This is a genomic window from Bacillus sp. FSL R7-0166 (assembly GCF_038008935.1).
GTDB lineage: Bacteria > Bacillota > Bacilli > Bacillales > Bacillaceae > Bacillus > Bacillus altitudinis.
The window spans coordinates 3,365,537-3,386,648 of sequence record NZ_JBBPAC010000001.1; the positions used below are offsets into that span (position 1 = coordinate 3,365,537).

The following is a 21,112-nucleotide window of genomic DNA, read 5'->3' on the forward strand; positions in this document are numbered from 1 at the left end:
TCATATTAGCTGTTTACAAATAACCAGCCTTTGTATTTCACTTGTTCCTTCATAAATCTCACAAATTTTCGCATCACGAAAGTACCGCTCTGCTCGGTATTGCTTCGTGTAACCGGCTAGACCAAGCAAATGGATGACTTCTGTACTAATATCAACCGCTGTTTTAGATGCAAACAACTTCGCCATCGACGCTTCCTTCGTGACAGGGCGATTGGCCTCTTTATAAGAAGCCGCTTGATAGACAAGAAGTTTTGCCGCTTCCAGCTTGGTGCCCAGATCGCCCAACCGAATGGTCGTTTCAAGGCCAGCTGGATGCTGCTTTAAATACGTCACCGCCTCAGCTAATGCGGCTTCTGCAATACCAAGGCTTTGAGCCGCAATGCCAATTCTCCCCGCATTTAAGCTAGACATGGCAATCCGAAAACCATCTCCTTCTGCACCGAGCAGCTGTTTTTTTGGAATTCGAACACCGTCAAAATGAAGTGTGACTGTTTTTGATCCATGCAGGCCCATCTTTTTCTCATCTTTTCCGATCGTAAATCCTGGTGTCCCCTTCTCCACAATGAATGCTGATATATTTTTCTTAGCAGAAGCAGGGTCTGTCACCGCAAATACAAGATAGACTTCCGCTTCACCGCCGCTTGTGATAAAAATTTTCGTTCCATTTAACACATAGTGATCGTCTGTGCGCTCTGCTTTCAACTGAATACTAGAGGCATCTGATCCTGCCTTCGGTTCAGTTAGACAAAAGGCGCCCAGCTTCTGCCCGGACGCAAGCTTGGGAACGTAGGATTCTTTTTGTTCAGTCGTTCCAAACGCCAAAATCGGCATCGTCACAACAGATGTATGAACGGATACAATGACACCGACGGTTGCACTTACTTTGGATAATTCATGAATCGCCATGATATAGGTTGTGAAATCTGCCCCTAATCCATGATACTTATCTGGGATCGGAATGCCTAAAAAGCCTTGCCGACCCATTTCAGCTAAAAGCGTTTTCGGGAACACGCCCTGTTCCATCGCTTCTATTTCAGGGAATACATGCTGGCGTGCAAATTCTGCTATTCGTTTTCTCCAAAGACGTTGTTTTTCTGTCAGCAACACATCCATCTTGACTCCCCCTATGAGTGGTCGTGGTAAGTGTAAAAACCTCTCTTTGTCTTTTTGCCCAGCCAGCCTGCGTTCACATATTTTTTCAAAAGAGGACAAGGTCGATATTTGCTATCTCCAAGACCCTCGTGAAGGGTATTCATAATAAATAAACAAGTATCGAGCCCGATGAGGTCGGCGAGACGAAGCGGGCCCATTGGATGGTTCATTCCAAGCGTCATGATGCCGTCAATACTTTCTACATCTGCCACGCCTTCATAAAGGGTATAAATGGCTTCATTGATCATCGGCATCAAAATGCGATTTGACACAAACCCAGGGAAGTCTTCCACTTCAATTGGGGTTTTGTCTAATGTCTTTGCGGTGTCAAAAACAAATTGGTACGTGGCATCATCCGTTTGTAGCGCACGGATTACTTCCACAAGTTTCATCACGGGAACTGGATTCATAAAATGCATGCCAATCACTTTCTCAGGCCGTTTCGTCACGGCTGCTAATTCTGTGATCGACAAGGAAGACGTATTTGTCGCAAATATCGTGTCATCAGGTGCAAATTGATCGAGGGTTTCAAAGATTTGTTTTTTGATCTTCATTTGTTCAGATGCGGCTTCAATCACTAAATGCGTCTGCTGTACATCCTTTAGATCTGTTGAAACAGCCAGTCGCTGTGTAATATCACGGACTGCCTGATGTGCCAGCTTTCCTTTTTCTGCTCGTTTCGTCAGTTGTTTGGTCATAGAGGAAATGGCTCGATGAATCTGCTCCTCTTCCGTATCATGGAGCAGGACGGTATAACCTGACTGTGCAAATACTTGGGCAATACCCGAGCCCATTTGACCAGCCCCAACGACCATGACGGTTTCTTCTATACTCATGACAATGAACGCCTCCCTTTTAATCCACCTTGATCATGATCGCATCACCTTGACCCCCGCCGCTGCAAATCGCCGCAATGCCGATCCCGCCGCCTCTTTGTTTGAGTGCATGGATCAAGGTCAATATAATACGTGTTCCGCTTGCTCCAATCGGGTGACCAATCGCGACTGCCCCTCCGTTCACATTCATTTTCCGCCGATCCAGTCCAAGAATTTTTTCGCATGCCAATGCAACCGCTGAAAAAGCCTCATTGATTTCAAACAAATCGATATCCTCTACTCGCTTCCCTGTTTTCTTTAACACTTTTTCGATGGCATAGGCTGGTGTTTTCGGAAAGTCCTTTGCCTCTACTGCCACTTGCGCATGCCCAAGCACAACTGCCATAGCTTTTTCACCTTGCTGCATGGCGTATGTGTCTTTCATTAATAGAAGCGCACTTGCACCATCATTGACACCCGGTGCATTGCCAGCGGTAATCGTACCTGCCTGATCGAAAACGGGCATCAGTTTTGACAAACGTTCATATGACGTATCACGCCGCGGGGCTTCATCTTCTGAAATCAGCTGATCTCCTTTTTTATTCTTGACGGTAACGGGGATGATCTCATTTTTAAAAAAGCCGCTTTTTTGCGCCTCAATGGCTCGTTCATGACTTCTTAACGCCCAAAGGTCTTGTTCTTCTCGTGTAATGTCAAGCTCTTTCGCCGCCATGCTTCCATACTCACCCATATGAACACCTGTAAACGAACAGGTTAATCCATCTAAAATCATGGCATCTTGTACAGCACCATCTCCCATTTTGTAACCCCATCGTGCTTTTTTCAGAAGATAAGGAGCATGAGACATGGATTCCATGCCGCCTGCCACGATCACCTTGGCATCTCCCGCTCGAATGATTTGATCGGCTGTCGTGACACTGCGCATTCCTGAAGCACAGACTTTGTTGATGGTTTGCGTCGGAACCGACCAAGGAAGATCTGCATGTCTAGCTGCCTGCCTTGAAGGAATTTGACCTTGTCCTCCTTGAAGGACACTGCCCATGATGACTTCATCCACTTCATGAACATTTGAGGCTCTTTCCAGCGCAGCTTTTATCGTCATCCCCCCTAATTCTGCAGCAGTCAAACGACTTAAAGTTCCACCTAGTTTTCCAAATGGTGTTCTCGCTCCAGATACAATGACCGTCGTGCTCATTTCTTTCCCCTCCTATTTATTACCGCTTACATAAATGCTAGACAGCACTTAAAACATCGGCATCTATCGACCGATGAACAGAAGATCCATCGGCCTGACACCTTTATGAAGCCTGCGTTCTCGTTTCGCCAAACACTGATTTTTCAAGAAGTTCTGCGACATCAAATGTTCCGACCTGCTCTTCTACTTCCTTCGCTTTCGTCCCATCCCCAAGCATGGTTAAACAATATGGGCATCCTGAGCTGATGATGGATGGCTGTACCTGTAAGGCCTGCTCCGTCCTCGCTGTGTTAATTCGAGTACCTGTCTCTTCTTCCATCCACATTAAGCCGCCGCCGGCACCACAGCACATCCCGGATTCACGATTCCGTTCCATTTCTTTCAGTGTCACACCCGGAATGGATTTTAAAATATCTCTTGGCGGATCATAGACCTCGTTATATCTGCCTAGGTAGCAAGAATCGTGGAAAGTAATGACTTCGTTCACTTCATGAATAGGCGTTAATTTTCCCTCTTTTACTAGCTCTGCCAGTAATTCTGTATGATGGTACACCTCTGCCTCGAGCCCGAAGTCTGGGTATTCATTTTTAAATAAATTGTAAGCATGCGGATCGATCGTGACAATTTTGGTTACGTCATTTTTTTGGAATTCTTCGATGTTCTTTGCAGCAAGCTCTTGGAACAAAAATTCATTCCCAAGTCTTCTCGGTGTATCGCCTGAGTTTTTCTCTTTATTGCCTAGGATGGCAAAAGAAACCCCTGCTTCATTGAGCAGTTTTGCGAAGGCAAAAGCAATCTTTTGGCTTCTATTGTCATATGCCCCCATCGATCCAACCCAGAATAAATAGTCAAAGGTCTGATCTGCTTTTTTCAGCTCTTTCACTGTCGGGACATGCACATCTTCTCTTAGTTCACGCCAGTTTTCTCTTTCTTTTCGGTTCAATCCCCATGGGTTCCCTTGGCGCTCGATGCTTGTCATCGCACGCTGTGCATCTGCATCCATTTTTCCTTCTGTCAGCACTAAGTATCTGCGCATATCAATGATTTTGTCGACGTGTTCGTTCATGACAGGACACTGATCTTCACAGTTTCGGCATGTCGTGCATGCCCAGATTTCTTCTTCTGTAATGACCTCACCAATGAGAGAAGGATGATACATTGCGCTCGCCGCAGATTCTTCCGCTCCAGCTCCTCTTGCCTGCATCGCCAGCTGATTTCCTGTCGTCTGTTTGAAAGCAAGTTGCGGAACCCACGGTGTCTTTGAAGTAATGGCAGCCCCTTTATTTGTTAAATGATCTCTTAATCGTAAAATCAAATCCATTGGAGACAGCATTTTCCCCGTCCCAGTCGCCGGGCACATATTCGTACAGCGCCCGCACTCCACACAAGCGTAAAGATCGATCAGCTGAGATTGACGGAAATCTTCAATTTTCCCAACGCCGAACGTTTCTTGTGTCTCATCTTCAAAATCAATTTTTTGCAGTTTGCCTGGCGGGTCCAATCTGCTGACAAATACGTTGACCGGGCCAGCGATGAGATGGGCGTGCTTAGACTGCGGGACGTACACTAAGAACGTCAGTAAAATAAGAAGATGCACCCACCATGCGACATAGAAAACAATTGTTGCCGCAAGTGGTGACAGCCAGCCCAGCAAGAAAGCAATGCCGGAAGCAATTGGCTCAGTTGCTGATAGTGAGTGCCCATGCCAAATGATGTTCATTCCGTTTCCCAGTAATACGGTCAGCATCAATCCGCCAATAAACAAAAGGACAAGCCCTGACTTAAAGCCCCTTTTTAAACGGACTAACTTCTCGACATATCTTCTATGGAACGCCCAAACCACCGCCACTAAAATGAGAAGTGTGACCACCTCTTGGAAGAATGTAAAGACACCGTAAAGCGGACCTAATGGTAGCCCGCTGTCTGGAACAAGTCCCTTCATAATAAAATCAAGGGCTCCGAACTGCACTAAAATAAATCCATAGAAAAACAGCACATGAATGATGCCGCTCTTCTTGTCCTTGAGCAGTTTCTTTTGCCCAAACACATTCACCCAAACACGTTCTAAACGTTTTTTCATGTCTTTTTGAAATTCTTCTTTTTTGCCAAGACGAATATACGCCGCTCGTGTTCGAATGAGATAAATAAACAAATACACAGCGTAAGCGGTCACTGCCGCAAATGCAATCAAGTTAACAATTAAAAGGCTATTCATCTTGCTCCCCCTTTCATTCCCCAAGACCCACTTTGTTCCGTTTCCATGTTGTACCTCTATCATAAATAATGAATGAGTATTCAGTCAATATTTTTTGCCCATTTGGGTACACTATCGTCATATGTAAAAAAGGAGGAACCTTCATGATCGCATGGATCATTCTACTCGTCGTCTTCGTCATTGTTCTACTCGTCAGGCTAGATCTTTATATAGGGAGAAAATATTTTTCTACCCATGCTTTTGAACGGTCTTTTGACCAAACAAGCGGCGATGCAGCCTTTTATCATGATGGCGAACCACTGTTTGATCAGCTTCTTACGGATATACAGCAAGCCTCTTCTTCTATTCATATGATGTTCTTTATTGTAAAGAACGACAAGATTGGGCAAAGGATTCTGCAAGCACTTAAAGCGAAAGCAGAGCAAGGTGTTTCGGTTTTTTTGCTCACTGATCGGTTAGGCTCCTATCCATTTGATCAAACATCCATTCAGATGCTAGAAAAAAGTGGCATTCGATTTTACTTTTTAAATAAACCACGCTTTCCTTTTTTCATTTATCGTTTAAACATGAGAAATCACCGAAAGATCACGGTGATCGATGGGAAGATCGGCTACATTGGCGGGTTTAATATTGGAGATGAATATATAGGGAAAAACGGCAGGTTTGGCATTTGGAAAGACTATCACCTGCGCATGACAGGACAGGTTGTCGCAGACCTACAGCATGTGTTTCTGAATGATTTGTACCGGTCATCTGGTATTCACCAGCTGCAATACGAGGTTTTTCCTGCACTGGAACCGGGAACATTACAGTGCACTACACGTGCGACGGCAGGTTTTTCTTTAGAGGCCTTATTTCTTCACGATATTCAACAGGCGAAAAAGCAAATCACCATCTGCACGCCCTATTTTATTCCATCTGCTCCTCTTCTAAGCGCCCTTCTTGACGCACGGAAGCGAGGCGTGACTGTCGACATCATCATCCCAATGAAGGCAGATCACCCGCTTGTGAAAGAAGCTGGATTTCATTATTTGAAAGATCTGATTGCTGCTGGATGTCTTGTGTATCGTTTTTATAAAGGGTTTTATCATGCGAAAGCCATTCTCATCGATCATAGCCGTTGTATGATCAGTACGGCGAACTTTGATAAACGAAGTTTGTTTTTCAACGAAGAAGTGGATGTGGCCATTGATGATCCCGCCTTCACCGCACATGTAGAGGAAAAGATTCGTGAACACATGGAAGTGTCAGAACTGATGACTGAAGAAAAATACAAACAACGCCCACTTCTCACGCGTCCAATTGAGTGGATAGGCGCCCTGTTCTCATATTTTTTATAAAGGAGTTGACCTATGCGTTATCGATTTGGTTATGTATCCAACGCCGTCACTTTATGGGAAGCTTCACCTGCCAAGTCGCTGACCTTTGCAAGATACAGTAAGCTCTCAAAGGAAGAGAGGACAGAGGCTCTATTGCGAACGACGAAAGCCAACCTCGTCAATACATTAAGAACGCTTTATTTTGCGATTGCCCATGATATTCCGCTTTACCGTTTTTCAAGCTCGATTGTCCCTCTCGCCACCCATCCTGAGGTGCGGTGGGACTTTGTGACACCCTTTCGCAAAGAATTTCTAGAGATTGGTCAACTCGTAAAGCGGCACGGATTACGAGTGAGCTTTCACCCCAATCAATTTACTTTGTTCACAAGTCCAAAGCCAGCCATTACAGAAAACGCCGTCATTGATATGACCTATCATTATGAAATGCTTGAGGCCATGCAGCTTGAAAAGGAAGGCTATATGAACATTCATGTCGGAGGTGCATATGGCGACAAAGCATCTGCTTTACAGCGTTTTGATGAAAATATAAAGCAGCTTCCTGCACATATCAAGGCGAGAATGACGCTTGAAAATGATGACAAAACCTATACGTCATTAGAAACGCTTGATGTTTGTGAAAAGCATAGCATCCCGTTTGTATTTGATTACCACCATCACATGGCAAACAAAGATGATGATGCGGCGCTTGATGACATTCTGCCAAGAGTGTTTGACACGTGGGCAAACACTGGCATACCGCCTAAAATCCACTTATCCTCACCAAAATCAGAAAAGGCGATACGGAGCCATGCGGATGGTGTGGAGATGTCCTTTGTATTGCCACTTTTTCAAGCTTTAAAGCCGTATGGTCGTGATGTGGATTTTATGATTGAGGCAAAGAAAAAGGATCAGGCTTTGCTCCGTCTTGTTGAGGAGCTGTCAGCGATCAGAGGCAATCGGCGGACGGGCGGAGGCACCATTGAGTGGAAATCGTAGAGAAAGGTTTACCTCTATCACAACGGGGGTAACAAAGCTATTGTGAGAAAGTATTTAACAGGAGGATATGAAGATGTCACAAATCTATTCAATCCGAATTGCTGCGAAAGCATTGAATTTACATAAGCTTATTTCTCTATACGAAAAGTGCCAGCACGCTCAGCATCGTTTATATGTATATTCTAAAAAAACAATGTGCAACATTAAGAACATCGTAGAGCTAGAAACCTTTAGGCTCACTCATTTAGAATCAGACTATTTAATCGTGGTAGAAGGAAAAGAGGCACAAGACCTTCTACAGCCATTTGAAAAAGAACATGCTTCGTAAAGAAGAGCAGTATTAGAACTGCTCTTTTTCTATATCCACGCTTCTGTCAGCCAAACCTCGCGTGACGTTGCATTCATTTTTACTTGTGTACCGATTGGCATCGTGAGCATCGGATGCGTATGGGCACTGTCAAATTCTGCGATGAGCGGCCTCTTTGTATCTCCCAGTACTTCAAGTAAGAGATCGTGCGGCCTTTTGCCCGTTCCTTCATCATCAAACAGCTCATGTTTCCCTAAGAGGATACCAGATACCCGTTCAAACACACCATTTATCTTTAACAGAGAGAAGTTCTTTTCGACGGTGGAGGCGGTTTTCATACAATCTTCAATGAGAAGGATATCGCCTTTTTGGATTTGAGGCATGAATTCACTTCCCCATATGCCATACATGGCATTTAGGTTCCCGCCGATCAGTCTACCTTCTGCCTGCCCTTCAATGACGCACATCCACTCGTTTGGACGTTTTTCTTTGTCTCTTATTTTCTCTTCCCAGTTGATCCGTTCGTCCGTCCAGAAGGGCGGTTTTTTCACCTGATATGGGATGGGCTGCGGATGAATGAGAATATCCTCGAAAGATTGATATGTATGATCGACAAATGGTTCAAACTCTCCAAAAGACGGCACAAGTGCAGGCCCGTAAAAAACAGGCAGACCCGTTTTTTCATAAGCCGCTAAAAGAATCGCCGTCGCATCTGAATAACCAATCATGATTTTCGGATGCTTCATCAGCAGCTCAAAGTCGAGATAAGGAAGCAAACTATTCGAGTTCGTCCCCCCAATCATTGACATGATACAAGACAAATCTTCTCTCGCCATCAGCTCATTCAGCTCAGCTGCTCGTTCTTGAATTGTTCCCGAACGATAGTGATCCTCTTTCCCTGTTAATGATCCTGGTACCACATTGAATCCTTTTTGTTCAAGCCATTCCTTCGCCCGCTCATACCTAAGAGGGAAGGTGGCAGATGCTGGACTTGAGGGAGAATAAATACCTATTTTATCGCCCTTCTGTAAACGCCGAAGCCCCTTCATTCCATCAGATCCTTCCTACACGAGTTTTTACTATCCTAGCAAAAAAAGCCCTTTTTCAAAAGGGCTAAGATTTAATATAAGAGCTTAAACAGCCCAAACAATATGACAGCAAAACTGATGGCGAGCGTCGCAAATATCTTTTTTTTGCTCAGAGAACTACCTATGATGTTCACTCCAGTATTGATGCCAAACAAAATCATTCCCACATAAAAAAAGACTGGATTGAGTCCAGCGGGAATGATTAAGATAAATAAGCCAACGAGCGTCAAATAGTGAATGCTTTTGATCATGACTGTTTTTGCCGTTTCACTCAAGCCATCCTCTCCTTTTGAATCCAATTGCCTTATAGTATATCAACATTCCATTTAAATGGAAAAGAAGATTTTATCCTATCAAAAAGAGCCCAGCTTAATAACTGGACTCATTCAATCACTTCTCTTCAATGACCAAACTGCGCTTCATGCAGTCTGCTATAGACGCCGCCCATTTGAATTAAATCTTGGTGACGGCCTTGTTCTTCAATGCCTTCCTCTGTCACGACGATGATTCGGTCTGCATGTTTAATTGTCGCAAGGCGGTGAGCAATGACGAGTGTCGTCCGGCCGACTGCCAGTTCGCTTAGTGCGTCTTGGATTGCTTTTTCTGTTTCTGTATCAAGTGCTGACGTCGCTTCATCCAAAATAAGAATAGACGGGTTTTTCAAAAACATCCGTGCAATTGACAGGCGTTGCTTTTGACCGCCGGATAGCTTAACGCCGCGTTCACCAATGACCGTATTCAATCCTTCTGGGAACCGCTGAACGAGCTCCTCTAAATGGGCACGTCGCACCGCCTCCCAAATGTCTGCATCACTCGCTTCTAGGTTGCCGTACGCAATATTCTCACGAATGGTGCCTGAGAATAAAAAGACATCCTGCTGCACAATGCCAATCTGCTGTCTTAAAGAGGACAAGGTCATCGATTTTGTGCTCACACCATCAATGGTGATGTCTCCTTCGTCCACATCATAAAAACGAGGCAGCAGACTGCAAATGGTCGATTTCCCCGCTCCTGATGGCCCGACAAACGCAACAGTTTCTCCTTGTTTGATCTTTAAGTTGATATCCTTCAATACATGACTGTGCTCATCGTAGCCAAATGTCACGTTTCGATACTCAATTTCACCTTTCAAGCCGTAAATATCACGTGCTCCTTCTGTATCCTTCACATCTGGCTCTGTTTCAAGCAAATCGACATAGCTTTTAAAACCGGCAATGCCTTTTGGATACATTTCAATCACCGTGTTGATCTTATCAATTGGTCTGAATAACACATTTGTGATCAAGACAAAGGCGATAAATCCGCCTGCCGTTAATTGACCTTGAAGAACAAACCATGTACCTGCCAGAAGGACAAACAGCGTCACAAGCCTTGTGAGAATATAGCTGATTGATCCGTTAACCGACATAATTTTATAGGAAAGAAGTTTCGCTTTTCGAAAGCGGTTGTTATTTTCAGCAAAGCGCTTTTTCTCAAAATGTTCATTTGCAAAGGCTTGAACAAGACGAATACCGCCAATATTGTTCTCAACCCTTGCATGAAAATCTCCAATGTCATTGTTGAGTTGTGTAATTGCCTGTGTCATTTTTTTATTAAAATGAAGGGCTAACCAGATGATGACTGGCATAATCAAGAACGTTAAAATGGCAAGCTGCCAGTTAATCATGAGCATAACGGCAAAAGCGCCAAGAATGGTCATAATCGCAATAAACAAATCCTCAGGTCCGTGATGCGCCACCTCACCAATGTACATGAGGTCATTGGTCATTCGAGACATAAGCTTACCCGTTTTGTTGTTATCAAAGAACTTAAATGAGAGACGCTGAAAATGATCAAATAGTTTTTTTCTCATATCTGTCTCAATATTAATGCCAAGCATGTGCCCCCAATACGACACGATAAATTGCATCACTGAGCTGAGTGCGTAAATGACAAACAGCGCAAGTGCGGTCCAGGCAATGACCGTCCAGTTCCCTGTCGGCAGTAATGTATCAATGAAGTAGTTCACGATCAGCGGGAAACCTAGTTCCATGAGTCCGACGGCCACAGCGCAAAAGAAATCTAAAAAGAACAGACCACGATAGGGCCTGTAATAGGCAAAAAAGCGTTTTAGCATATGTAAAAGAACCTCACTTCCTCTATAATTGATAATCATTTTCAATTATAGAGGAATCATTATAGAAATACTAGATCAGGAAATGATTTCTTCCCCTGGATTCCCTCACAATACACCTGAAAACAACCGAGCAAACGATTCCTTTAAACGTTCCTTTAAGCCCCTTTTATAAAAATGAACCGGCCCCATTTGCTCACATTCCTTCATATCTTCCTCATAATGAGCCATCAATTGCTCGATCGGTTTCTTTGCCGCTGTAAAGACATTGACCTCAAAATTGAGTTGGAAGCTTCTCATATCAACATTGGCCGTTCCGACAGAGGCAAGCTCTCCGTCTGCAATCATGACCTTTTGATGCATGAATCCTTTTTGATAGTGATACACCTTGATGCCTTCTTTCAAAAGCTCAGAAAAATAAGATCGTGTGGCGTATTGCGTGAGAAAGCCATCGTTTATCTCAGGCACCATCACACGCACATCCACCCCTCTTGTGGCCGCAATTTTTAACGCTGTGCGAATGGATTCATTTGGGACAAAATAAGGCGTCGCAATCCAGACAAATTGCTGTGCATTCGAAATGAGTGCGTCATATAAATCACTCATACTTTCCTTCATATCAGGTCCAGTCGGCACGACCTGTATGACATCTTCTCCTGTCACAGGATGCGGGGTGTGATACTTCGGATCATCAATTAACACTTCATCTGATACATACTCCCAGTCCAGCATAAATATGGAGTGAAGTGTCTGAACGGCTTCACCCTTTAACATCGTATGCGTATCACGCCAAAAGCCGATGTTTTCATCGCGTCCTACATATTCCTTCCCCACATTGAGCCCACCAACAAATCCTGTTTCTCCATCAATAATCACGATTTTTCGGTGATTTCGGAAATTGAATTTTTGATTAAAGAATCCGTATTTTAATGGCAGAAAAGGAGCGACCTTTATCCCCGCCTGCTTCAATCGTTTAATATCTTTTCGTGAGAAGCGAATGCTGCCAGCCGCATCATAGATGAATCGGACCTCTACTCCTTCTTTCGCTTTTTCAATTAGGATCTCCATCATCCGGTGACCGAGAAAATCAGATTTGAACATGTAATATTCTATATGGATGAACGTTTTTGCCTTTTTTAATTCTTCAAAAATACGTGGAAAGGTTTCCTCTCCATTCTTTAAAATCTCCATATCACTATTTGTATTTACATGCATCCCTGTCGCTTTTTCTGTGTAATGAAAAAAAGCACGCTGATTATCGGTTAAACGCGTCTCATCCGGCTTACTCTCAAGCTCTGATATTCTGCGTAATTTTTCTCGGTTATACATTCTCTTTGATTTAAACAAATGTCCTTTGACATAAAGCTGCCCCGAGAACAAATAAAACATATAGCCGATGATCGGGAAAAAGATCAGTACATACATCCATAACAGCGTGTGCTGTGATGTCCGGTTCTCTAGCATAAGCGAGATAATACTAAATAAAATGATGGCGATATAACTAGCTGCGTAAAGCTGAAAACCCCACGCTGGAACCGGCCACCAAAACACCACATATGCCCCAAATATCATGAAATATAAAAATAGAAATTCCAGTCTCCTCTTTTTCACATTCTCCGCCCTCATTCTGTCTTTTTCTTTTCCATACCCTTTGCACAGCTCGTCTGAAACGCACGGTTTGCTGCTTTCTTTTAGCTTTTACAGACTGGAGCGTTTTGATCCGATATAATGGAAAATATGTGAAGGAAGGGACGAATGACTGATGCGTACACCATCTGCTTTAAAAAAGGGAAGCCACATTCGGGTAATTGCTCCAAGCCGAAGTGCCAGCATTTTATCAGAAGAAGGAATGGCTCAGGCGAAAAAACGTTTAGAGGCATTAGGGTTCACTGTTTCTTTTGGACAACACGTGTTTGAATGTGATCTGCATTCCTCTTCTTCTATTGAATACCGTTTATCTGATCTACATGAGGCATTCTCAAATGATGAAGTCGACGGCATTTTGACAGCAATCGGTGGCTTTAACTGCAATGAGCTTTTGCCTTATATAGATTATGATTTGATCCGTCAGCACCCAAAAGTTCTTTGCGGCTACAGTGATATTACCGCACTTGCAAACGCCATTACCGCCAAATGTGACATGGTGACGTACTCAGGTCCTCATTTCTCCAGTTTCCAAATGGAACAAGGACAAGAGGAGCAGACAGCCATGTTTCAAGCGTGCGTGATGAGCAGCGAGCCATTTGATTTCACCCCTTCTACAAAGTGGAGTGATGATGCGTGGTATCTTGATCAAGCAAATAGGCAGTTTCATCCGACAACATGGGGGATTTATCAAGAAGGAACAGCTGAAGGCACCTTATATGGCGGAAACCTTTGTACACTGAACTTATTGCAAGGGACACCCTTTATGCCTCGCATCAAGGATGCCATCTTATTTGTGGAGGATGATGACTTGGTCTTTCCTGAAACATTCGCCAGAGACCTTGCCTCGCTTTTGCAGCATGCCGAATCCATTAAAGGGTTAATCATCGGACGTTTTCAAAAGAAATCCAAGATGACAGAGGAACATTTGAGGTTCATTCTAGATAAGCACCCAATGCTTCAACACATTCCAGTGATTTACGATGTCGATATCGGACATACACAGCCAGTCTTCACCTTGCCGATTGGCGGGAGTGCCGAATTATCCTGCGACGGCGGGCAAATCCAATGGCGTGTTCATGCATAAATAAAACCTAAAAAGCACCCACATATGAGGGTGCTTTTTCTATGCCTTTATTTCTTTTTAAAATTTTTTTAGAAAAAGTGATCCAATCCTTCATCCCCTTCGTTAAGTAGATGTAAAAAGAAAAGAGAGGAGGCAAAAACATGTTCTCTGATGTACTTAGCCAATTATTTGATTCTATTTCTAACATCATTAACACACTTGGGTAATTCCTATGACACGCACATACTACATGCTTTCTGAAAGGAGGATACGCTCATGTTCTCTGATGTACTTAGTCAATTATTCGATTCTATTTCTAACATTATTAATACGCTTGGTTAATTTTCAAAACCCGCTATCTCTCGAGAATAGCGGGTTTTTTATATAAAGAAGCCCCGCTCATAAAATAGAGCGGGGCTTTTTGCATTACATTTTTTCCGGTGCAGATACGCCAATGAGTTTTAATGCGTTGGCTAGTGTAATTTGTGTCGCCTTCATCAGTGATAGGCGTGCTGTTGTTTTTGTTTCATTTTCAACATCAATGACCTTCTCGGCGTTGTAGAAGCTGTGAAGGGCTGATGCTAGATCATAGATATAGTTTGTGACGCGGTGCGGAATACGTTTTTCTGCCGCTTCTGCTACAACCTCTGGGAAGCTGCCGATGATTTTCAGAAGATCGTATTCTTTATCGGACTGAATGTGAGAGAAATCTGCTTTTTCAAGGTTTGGCTCGTAGCCTTTTTCTTCCCCTTGACGGAGCATGCTGCAAATTCTCGCATGTGCATATTGCGCGTAGTACACAGGGTTTTCGTTAGACGTAGAAATCGCTAAGTCTAAGTCAAAGTCCATATGTGTCGCCGCACTTCTCATCGCAAAGAAATAACGAGTGGCATCTAAGCCCACTTCTTCAATCAAGTCACGCATTGTGACGGCTTTACCTGTACGTTTACTCATCTTCATCTTTTCACCGTTTTTGTAAAGGTGAACAAGCTGAATGATTTCGACTTCCAGTTTGTCCTCTGGATATCCGAGTGCTTGGATCGCCGCTTTCATTCGAGGAATGTAGCCGTGATGATCCGCTCCCCAAATGTTGATGAGCTGGTCAAAGCCTCTGTCTAATTTGTCCTTGTGATATGCGATATCTGGAAGCAAGTACGTGAAGCTGCCGTCTTTTTTAATCAGGACACGGTCCTTGTCATCACCAAAATCAGTTGAACGTAACCATGTTGCGCCATCTTCTTCAAAGACATAGCCTTTAGCGCGAAGTGTTTCTAGCGCTGGTTCGATTTTTCCGTTTTCATATAAAGACGTTTCAGAATACCACACATCAAATGGGACACGGAAATTCTCTAGGTCGACACGTAGTTTTTCTAGTTCATATTTTAAACCGTACTCACGGAAGAATTTCATACGCTCTTCTTCTGATTCGTGCACGAAACGGTCACCAAATTCATCTGCCAGTTTCTGCCCGATGCCTTTGATGTCTTCTCCTCTGTACCCGTCCTCTGGCATTTCTTTTTCAAGACCGAGCGCCTCAAAGTAACGTACTTCTACAGATAGAGCAAGGTTATTGATCTGATTGCCTGCATCGTTGATATAGTATTCACGGCTCACGTCGAAGCCTGCTTTATCAAGGATGTTGCAAAGAGAATCTCCTACAGCTGCACCGCGGGCATGTCCAAGATGAAGGTCACCTGTTGGGTTGGCTGAGACGAATTCGACTTGCACTTTTTGACCGCCGCCTGTATTCGTTTCGCCATAAGCCTCTTTTGCTTCAAGAACTGCCGGAATCAGTTTCGTTAAATATTGATTGTTCATATAAAAGTTGATGAATCCTGGACCTGCAATATCCAGTTTTTCGATTGACGCTTTGCCTTTATCAAATGCATTCACAATGTCCTCGGCGATTTGACGAGGTGCTTTTTTCGCAATGCGAGCAAGCTGCATCGCCATATTGGTGGAATAATCACCGTGAGTTTTGTCTTTTGGCACTTCCAAAAGAACATCCGGCACCTGGCTTTCATCAGCAAGTCCTGCTTTGACGACTGCCGCAATGATTTCTTCTTTTAACGCATCTTTGACCTGTTCTGCGATATTCATGAACGTAAATCCTCCTTATATGAAATCGATAATGTATGTAAATGCTTTTGATCTTCACCTGTCAGCATATCGTACGTAATGTGTAGAAGCCCATTGTCTACATCAAGATCAATACCATGTGTGTGCACATCGAGCTGAAGTGTGCCAAATGGCATCGTGTAATGTGTCACGGTCGTTTCTCCAATGAGAAAGCGCTGCTTCATTTGAATCGCACCTGATCTCATGACAAAAATTTCTTTTTCACTTATTTTGACAACAGTTTTTACTTGACCCATTTCATGTTCTTCATGGTAAGTGAGATACGTTTTGTCATTCTTCTCTTGATACGTTCCAGTTGTTCGGAATTCGATCGTTTCAGCCGGTTCCGTCTCTGGTTTCATCACTGACTTTACATGAATTGAAATTTGGTTTTGTGTCATTTTGCACTTCCTTTGCTAAGACCCGTTTAACTAAAATAGTATACCATAATCCCGATTGCCTATCATCCCATCATTTCTCTTCTTCGTGTGGATGAAACCCCATTTTTGATCTTCACATGTCTCTTTAGAAAAAAAGAAAAATGAAGCTCACCCCTATCACGAGTCCAGTCTTGAGCCCTGCGCTTTTTCGATTGATGAGATAAAACAGTGCTTGGATACCTGAACTTGCCAAAAATGCCTGAAACAAATCAAATGGGAGAAGGTGCCCTTGTTTATAAACAAACTGCATCAACAGCGCGATGCCAGTGAGATAGAAAAAGCCTCGATCCTGAAACAGATGAACCATCTCATCCTTTGCCTCTTTTTTCGAGGTGAACGTCGGCGGACTCGCTGCAAGCTCTCTTTTCAGCGTAAGAAAGCCTGCCGCTAACACACATAAAGCGAGTAATACCATCAATACAGAAGAAAACATACCTGCCTCCTTTATCATGTCACCGATGTAAAAAAAAGAGCTTGTCCATATGAGATGACAAGCTCCTCTATCAAGATGTTATTTCACAAAACCAAGCAGCATTTCTCGTAAAAGTTTGCTTGCTGTGTTCGCTGTTTGATCGGAATGATCGTATACAGGCGCTACTTCCACAAGGTCTGCACCGACGACATGCACATCAGAACCAGCAATAGCATGAATAGATGCCAGCAGTTCTTTTGACGTAATACCGCCAGCATCCACCGTTCCAGTACCAGGCGCATGTGCCGGGTCAAGTACATCAATGTCAATTGTCACATAAACTGGGCGGCCTTTCAGCTTTGGTAATACTTGTTTCAATGGCTCCAGCACTTCAAATTTAGAAATGTGCATACCTGCTTCTTTTGCCCATTCAAATTCTTCTTTCATCCCTGAACGGATGCCGAAAGAGTATACATTTTCAGGTCCAATAAGTCCTGCCACTTTACGAATCGGTGTCGAATGTGAAAGCGGCTCACCCTCATATTCCTCACGAAGATCTGTATGTGCGTCCATATGGATGATGGCCAAATCAGGGTATTTCTTATACATCGCACGGAAAACCGGCCAAGACACAAGATGCTCGCCGCCCATTCCTAATGGAAACTTCCCTTTTTCTAAAATGCTGTCAACATACTCTTCAATTAAATCTAAGCTTTTCTGTGCATTACCAAATGGAAGCGGGATGTCGCCAGCATCAAAGAATGGCACCTCGTGCAGTTCACGATCTAAATAAGGGCTGTATTCCTCTAATCCAATGGATACTTCACGAATACGGTTCGGGCCAAAACGTGAGCCTGGACGGTAACTGACGGTCCAATCCATCGGCATCCCGTATAAAATGACTTTCGCATCTTCCCATGTCGGATGACTTCCAATAAACACTTTTCCTGAATAAGCCTCGTCGAATCTCATGCAAGATTCCTCCTTTTACGCTTCAAAAAATGCGCAAACTTTCATTTGCGCATTTCCACTTCGCTTGATTTATTTGATTAAGTCGCTCACAAATTTCGGCAGAACGAATGCCGCTTTGTGCAATTCTTTTGTGTAATATTTCGTATCGATATCAAAGAAGCGGCTGTCTTCTACAGCAAGTGGATCATACTTCTTAGAACCAATGGTAAATGTCCAAAGACCGCTTGGATATGTTGGGATATTCGCTGTGTATAGCTTGGTAATCGGGAAAATTTCTTTTACATCACGCTGTACATTTGTAATTAACTCAGGTGTGAACCAAGGGTTGTCCGTCTGTGCAACGAAAATACCGTCTTCTTTGAGTGCTTTTGAGATTCCTGCATAGAAACCTTTAGAGAACAAGTTCACAGCTGGTCCAACTGGCTCAGTTGAGTCAACCATGATCACGTCATATTCGTTGTCGGCTTCCGCAATGTGCATAAAGCCGTCTCCGACTTTTACATCTACACGAGGATCGTCTAGTTTCCCAGCAATTGAAGGAAGGAACTTCTTCGAGTATTCAATGACCTTGCCATCAATATCAACAAGTGTCGCTTTTTTCACACTTGGATGCTTCAGGATTTCACGAATAACACCACCGTCTCCTCCGCCTACAACAAGGACATTTTCCGGGTTTGGATGAGTGAAAAGAGGAACATGTGCCACCATTTCGTGGTATACAAACTCATCTTTCTCTGATGTCATCACCATACCGTCTAAAAACAGCATATTGCCAAACTCTTCTGTTTCCACCATTTCTAAATGCTGAAAATCTGTTTGTTCTGTGTGAAGGGTTTTGTTCACCTTCAATGTAATGCCAAAATTCTTCGTTTGCTTCTCTGTATACCAAAGTTCGCTCATCGTTCATCTTCCTCTCATCCAATAATAAACAAACATCTATTGTTAGCGCCTTTTATCGGCTATGACTATATCGATTGTCCAAGAAAAAAGTATAGTGGATTCATATCAAATTGTAAAGAACCGCATGAGATAACTTCATTTTTAAAGCGCACCCTTGCAGTCGCCTGTTTAAAACGGTTTTCTTTGTCCCATACTGATAAAAAACCGTCAAAATGGGGGCTTTGCATGGACACAATCATGAGTAATAAAAAAATCCGCATGACCGTGAAAACGATTCGGGCCTGTTTTTTTATCGGCTTGCTCGCTTTTCTATTTGCAGGCACAGTCTTTTTGACGATTCTTTTACTTGCTAAGTGGCAAGGCGCTCCCTCTGTTCAAGTTCCCCAATCTACGACCATTTATGCAGCCGATGGGTCTAAACTTGGCGAATCGAGCTTTGGAGAAAAGAGATACTGGGTTCCTTTAAAGGACATGTCCCCTCATATACAGCAGGCAGTGGTCGCGGTTGAGGATAAAACCTTTTATCAGCATCACGGCTTTGATGTGAAACGCATGGCGGGTGCTGCGGTGGCAGACATTCGTGCAATGGCAAAGGTACAAGGCGCCAGCACGATCACCCAGCAATACGCACGAAATTTATATTTAGATCATGATAAAACATGGAAGCGGAAGTGGAATGAAGCCTTTTACACGATCCGCTTAGAACAAAACTATACAAAAGATGAGATATTAGAAGGATACTTGAACACCATATATTATGGCCACGGCGCATACGGCGTGGAAGCGGCATCCCGCCTTTACTTTGGAAAAAAAGCGAAGAACTTAACTTTAGCTGAGTCTGCCTTGCTTGCCGGTATTCCAAAGGGGCCTTCTCTCTACTCCCCTTATGTGAATGAGGAGAAAGCCAGCGCAAGAAAGAATATGATTCTGAGGCAAATGCAAGAGGATGGCATGATTACGAAAAAAGCGGCTGCTGATGCCAGCAAGGAAAAGCTGTCCTATCGCCCGCTCAAACAAAAGCAGCTACAAGCAAAGCAGGCCCCGTATTTTTATGATGATGTCATTCGCGAACTGAAACAAACGCTGGGTTTAACCGAGGAACAAATTGAAACGTATGGTCTTCATATCGAAACGACCTTACAACCTGAATTACAAAAAATCGCTGAAAAGACTTTAACCAACATCATGGATGCTGAATCAGATATCCAAATCGGCTTTGCTGCCATCCATCCCCAAACAGGGCATGTACTCGCCCTCATAGGCGGGAGAGATTACGAGAAAAGCCCATTCAATCGTGTCACACAAGCAAAAAGACAGCCGGGTTCAACAATGAAACCACTTCTCTATTACATGGCTTTGCAAAATGGGTTTACACCAGCAACCGTGATGCGCAGTGAAGAAACTGTTTTTGAACTCGATGAGCAAGGAAGCGGCGCCGCTTATTCACCAAGCAACTATCATGGCTATTACGCCAATGACGGTATTACGATGCTTCAGGCTTTGGCTCTATCTGATAACATTTATGCGGTCAAAACCCATCTATTTTTAGGAATGGAACAGCTTGTACGTGCAGGCAAAACGTTCGGGATTCACGAAAAACTAGATCAAGTGCCTTCACTTGCGCTAGGTACTTCACCTGTCAAACCAATCGAAATGACCAATGCTTACGCGATGCTGGTCAATGGAGGAAAACGTGTCAAGCCAACCTTTATTACGAAAGTAACGGACGCAAAGGGCAACGTACTCTTTGAGGAGAAACAAAAACGAGAGCAAGTACTAGATGAAAAAGCAGCATTTGTCACCACTGACATGATGTCAGGGATGTTCAATGATCAATTAAATGGCTATACAAGTGTCACAGGACGTACCATTTCAAAAGATCTTACCAGAAATTATGGAGGAAAATCAGGGACGACAGGCGCTGACAGCTGGATGATCGGCTTCTCTCCCCAGCTCGTCACAGGTGTGTGGACCGGCTACGATAAAGGACGCACCATTGACTCGGTCAAAGAAACCGCCTATGCGAAAAAGATATGGGCTTCCTTTATGGAATCAGCCCTCTCGAATCAGCCAGCCTCCTCCTTCATGCCGCCAGACGGTGTAAAAGGCGTATATATCAATCCAAAAACCGGTGATCTCGCTGGCCCAGGATGCGAATCAAAGGTATTTACCTATTTTATAGAAGGAACGGAGCCGACCGGTGTCTGCTATGGTGCCGAGAACAAAGCATCTGAGCAAGACACGGCTCAGGATCAACAGCCTAAGAAATGGTGGGAAAAGTGGCTGAAACGTTAAAAATGGACATGAAAAACCCCGAGATCTGCATCTCGGGATTCTCC

At 43.7% G+C, this 21,112-nt stretch carries 18 protein-coding genes; 5 read left to right on the forward strand and 13 right to left on the reverse strand.

Going from position 1 to position 21,112, the window contains the following annotated elements; translation table 11 throughout:
- The 4 genes from NST01_RS17495 to NST01_RS17510 form a co-directional block, all read right to left on the reverse strand.
- On the reverse strand, positions 1–1,113 hold the full coding sequence (locus NST01_RS17495; RefSeq protein ID WP_129547943.1) for an acyl-CoA dehydrogenase family protein: 1,113 nt from the start codon (positions 1,111–1,113) through the stop codon (positions 1–3).
- An 11-nt stretch (positions 1,114–1,124) separates the two neighbouring features.
- Positions 1,125–1,988, reverse strand: a complete 864-nt coding sequence (locus tag NST01_RS17500; RefSeq protein WP_007497692.1) for a 3-hydroxybutyryl-CoA dehydrogenase — start codon at positions 1,986–1,988, stop codon at positions 1,125–1,127.
- Positions 1,989–2,007: 19 nt separating this feature from the next.
- On the reverse strand, positions 2,008–3,183 hold the full coding sequence (locus NST01_RS17505) for an acetyl-CoA C-acetyltransferase (protein WP_249476694.1): 1,176 nt from the start codon (positions 3,181–3,183) through the stop codon (positions 2,008–2,010).
- Between the two features lie 103 nt (positions 3,184–3,286).
- On the reverse strand, positions 3,287–5,398 hold the full coding sequence (locus tag NST01_RS17510) for a (Fe-S)-binding protein (protein WP_144609996.1): 2,112 nt from the start codon (positions 5,396–5,398) through the stop codon (positions 3,287–3,289).
- Between the two features lie 143 nt (positions 5,399–5,541).
- On the opposite strand from NST01_RS17510, the gene cls (NST01_RS17515) reads away from it, so the two are divergent.
- From cls (NST01_RS17515) to NST01_RS17525, 3 genes are all read left to right on the forward strand, one after another.
- Entirely contained in the window at positions 5,542–6,738 is a 1,197-nt protein-coding gene (cls, locus tag NST01_RS17515) for a cardiolipin synthase (RefSeq protein WP_129547944.1), read from the forward strand.
- 12 nt (positions 6,739–6,750) lie between these two features.
- On the forward strand, positions 6,751–7,713 hold the full coding sequence (gene uvsE, locus NST01_RS17520) for a UV DNA damage repair endonuclease UvsE (RefSeq protein ID WP_129547945.1): 963 nt from the start codon (positions 6,751–6,753) through the stop codon (positions 7,711–7,713).
- A 73-nt stretch (positions 7,714–7,786) separates the two neighbouring features.
- The gene (locus NST01_RS17525) at positions 7,787–8,041 is read left to right on the forward strand and encodes a hypothetical protein (protein ID WP_017360064.1); all 255 of its coding nucleotides are present in this window, start codon (positions 7,787–7,789) and stop codon (positions 8,039–8,041) included.
- 29 nt (positions 8,042–8,070) lie between these two features.
- Here the strand turns inward: NST01_RS17525 and NST01_RS17530 are convergent, their stop codons facing one another.
- From NST01_RS17530 to cls (NST01_RS17545), 4 genes are all read right to left on the reverse strand, one after another.
- The gene (locus tag NST01_RS17530; RefSeq protein WP_017368227.1) at positions 8,071–9,069 is read right to left on the reverse strand and encodes a S66 family peptidase; all 999 of its coding nucleotides are present in this window, start codon (positions 9,067–9,069) and stop codon (positions 8,071–8,073) included.
- 71 nt (positions 9,070–9,140) lie between these two features.
- Positions 9,141–9,383, reverse strand: coding sequence for a hypothetical protein (locus NST01_RS17535; RefSeq protein ID WP_017368228.1), 243 nt, complete (start codon positions 9,381–9,383; stop codon positions 9,141–9,143).
- Between the two features lie 125 nt (positions 9,384–9,508).
- Entirely contained in the window at positions 9,509–11,224 is a 1,716-nt protein-coding gene (locus NST01_RS17540; protein WP_041091393.1) for an ABC transporter ATP-binding protein, read from the reverse strand.
- Between the two features lie 105 nt (positions 11,225–11,329).
- Positions 11,330–12,832 carry a cardiolipin synthase gene (gene cls, locus NST01_RS17545; RefSeq protein ID WP_046526736.1) on the reverse strand — a complete coding sequence of 501 codons (1,503 nt, stop codon included), beginning with the start codon at positions 12,830–12,832 and terminating at the stop codon, positions 11,330–11,332.
- Positions 12,833–12,983: 151 nt separating this feature from the next.
- Between cls (NST01_RS17545) and NST01_RS17550 the strand changes: the two genes are divergently transcribed.
- Positions 12,984–13,952 (forward strand): S66 family peptidase, encoded by a 969-nt coding sequence (locus NST01_RS17550; protein WP_046526737.1) that lies wholly within the window; start codon positions 12,984–12,986, stop codon positions 13,950–13,952.
- 405 nt (positions 13,953–14,357) lie between these two features.
- On the opposite strand, the gene argS is transcribed toward NST01_RS17550, so the two are convergent.
- The 5 genes from argS to speE all read right to left on the reverse strand — a co-directional run bounded on the left by argS (position 14,358) and on the right by speE (position 18,773).
- Complete coding sequence (argS, locus tag NST01_RS17555) at positions 14,358–16,031, reverse strand: arginine--tRNA ligase (protein ID WP_017360071.1); 1,674 nt, start codon at positions 16,029–16,031, stop codon at positions 14,358–14,360.
- Complete coding sequence (locus NST01_RS17560) at positions 16,028–16,450, reverse strand: DUF1934 domain-containing protein (RefSeq protein ID WP_007497707.1); 423 nt, start codon at positions 16,448–16,450, stop codon at positions 16,028–16,030. The genes argS and NST01_RS17560 overlap by 4 nt, the downstream gene beginning before the upstream one ends.
- A gap of 124 nt (positions 16,451–16,574) precedes the next feature.
- Positions 16,575–16,922, reverse strand: coding sequence for a hypothetical protein (locus tag NST01_RS17565; RefSeq protein ID WP_007497708.1), 348 nt, complete (start codon positions 16,920–16,922; stop codon positions 16,575–16,577).
- Between the two features lie 78 nt (positions 16,923–17,000).
- Positions 17,001–17,873, reverse strand: a complete 873-nt coding sequence (gene speB, locus NST01_RS17570) for an agmatinase (protein WP_017360073.1) — start codon at positions 17,871–17,873, stop codon at positions 17,001–17,003.
- Between the two features lie 69 nt (positions 17,874–17,942).
- Positions 17,943–18,773, reverse strand: coding sequence for a spermidine synthase (gene speE, locus NST01_RS17575; RefSeq protein WP_003214614.1), 831 nt, complete (start codon positions 18,771–18,773; stop codon positions 17,943–17,945).
- 225 nt (positions 18,774–18,998) lie between these two features.
- On the opposite strand from speE, the gene NST01_RS17580 reads away from it, so the two are divergent.
- A complete protein-coding gene (locus tag NST01_RS17580) occupies positions 18,999–21,068 on the forward strand; it encodes a transglycosylase domain-containing protein (RefSeq protein WP_129547946.1) in 2,070 nt (689 codons plus the stop codon).
- Positions 21,069–21,112 lie beyond the last annotated feature (44 nt).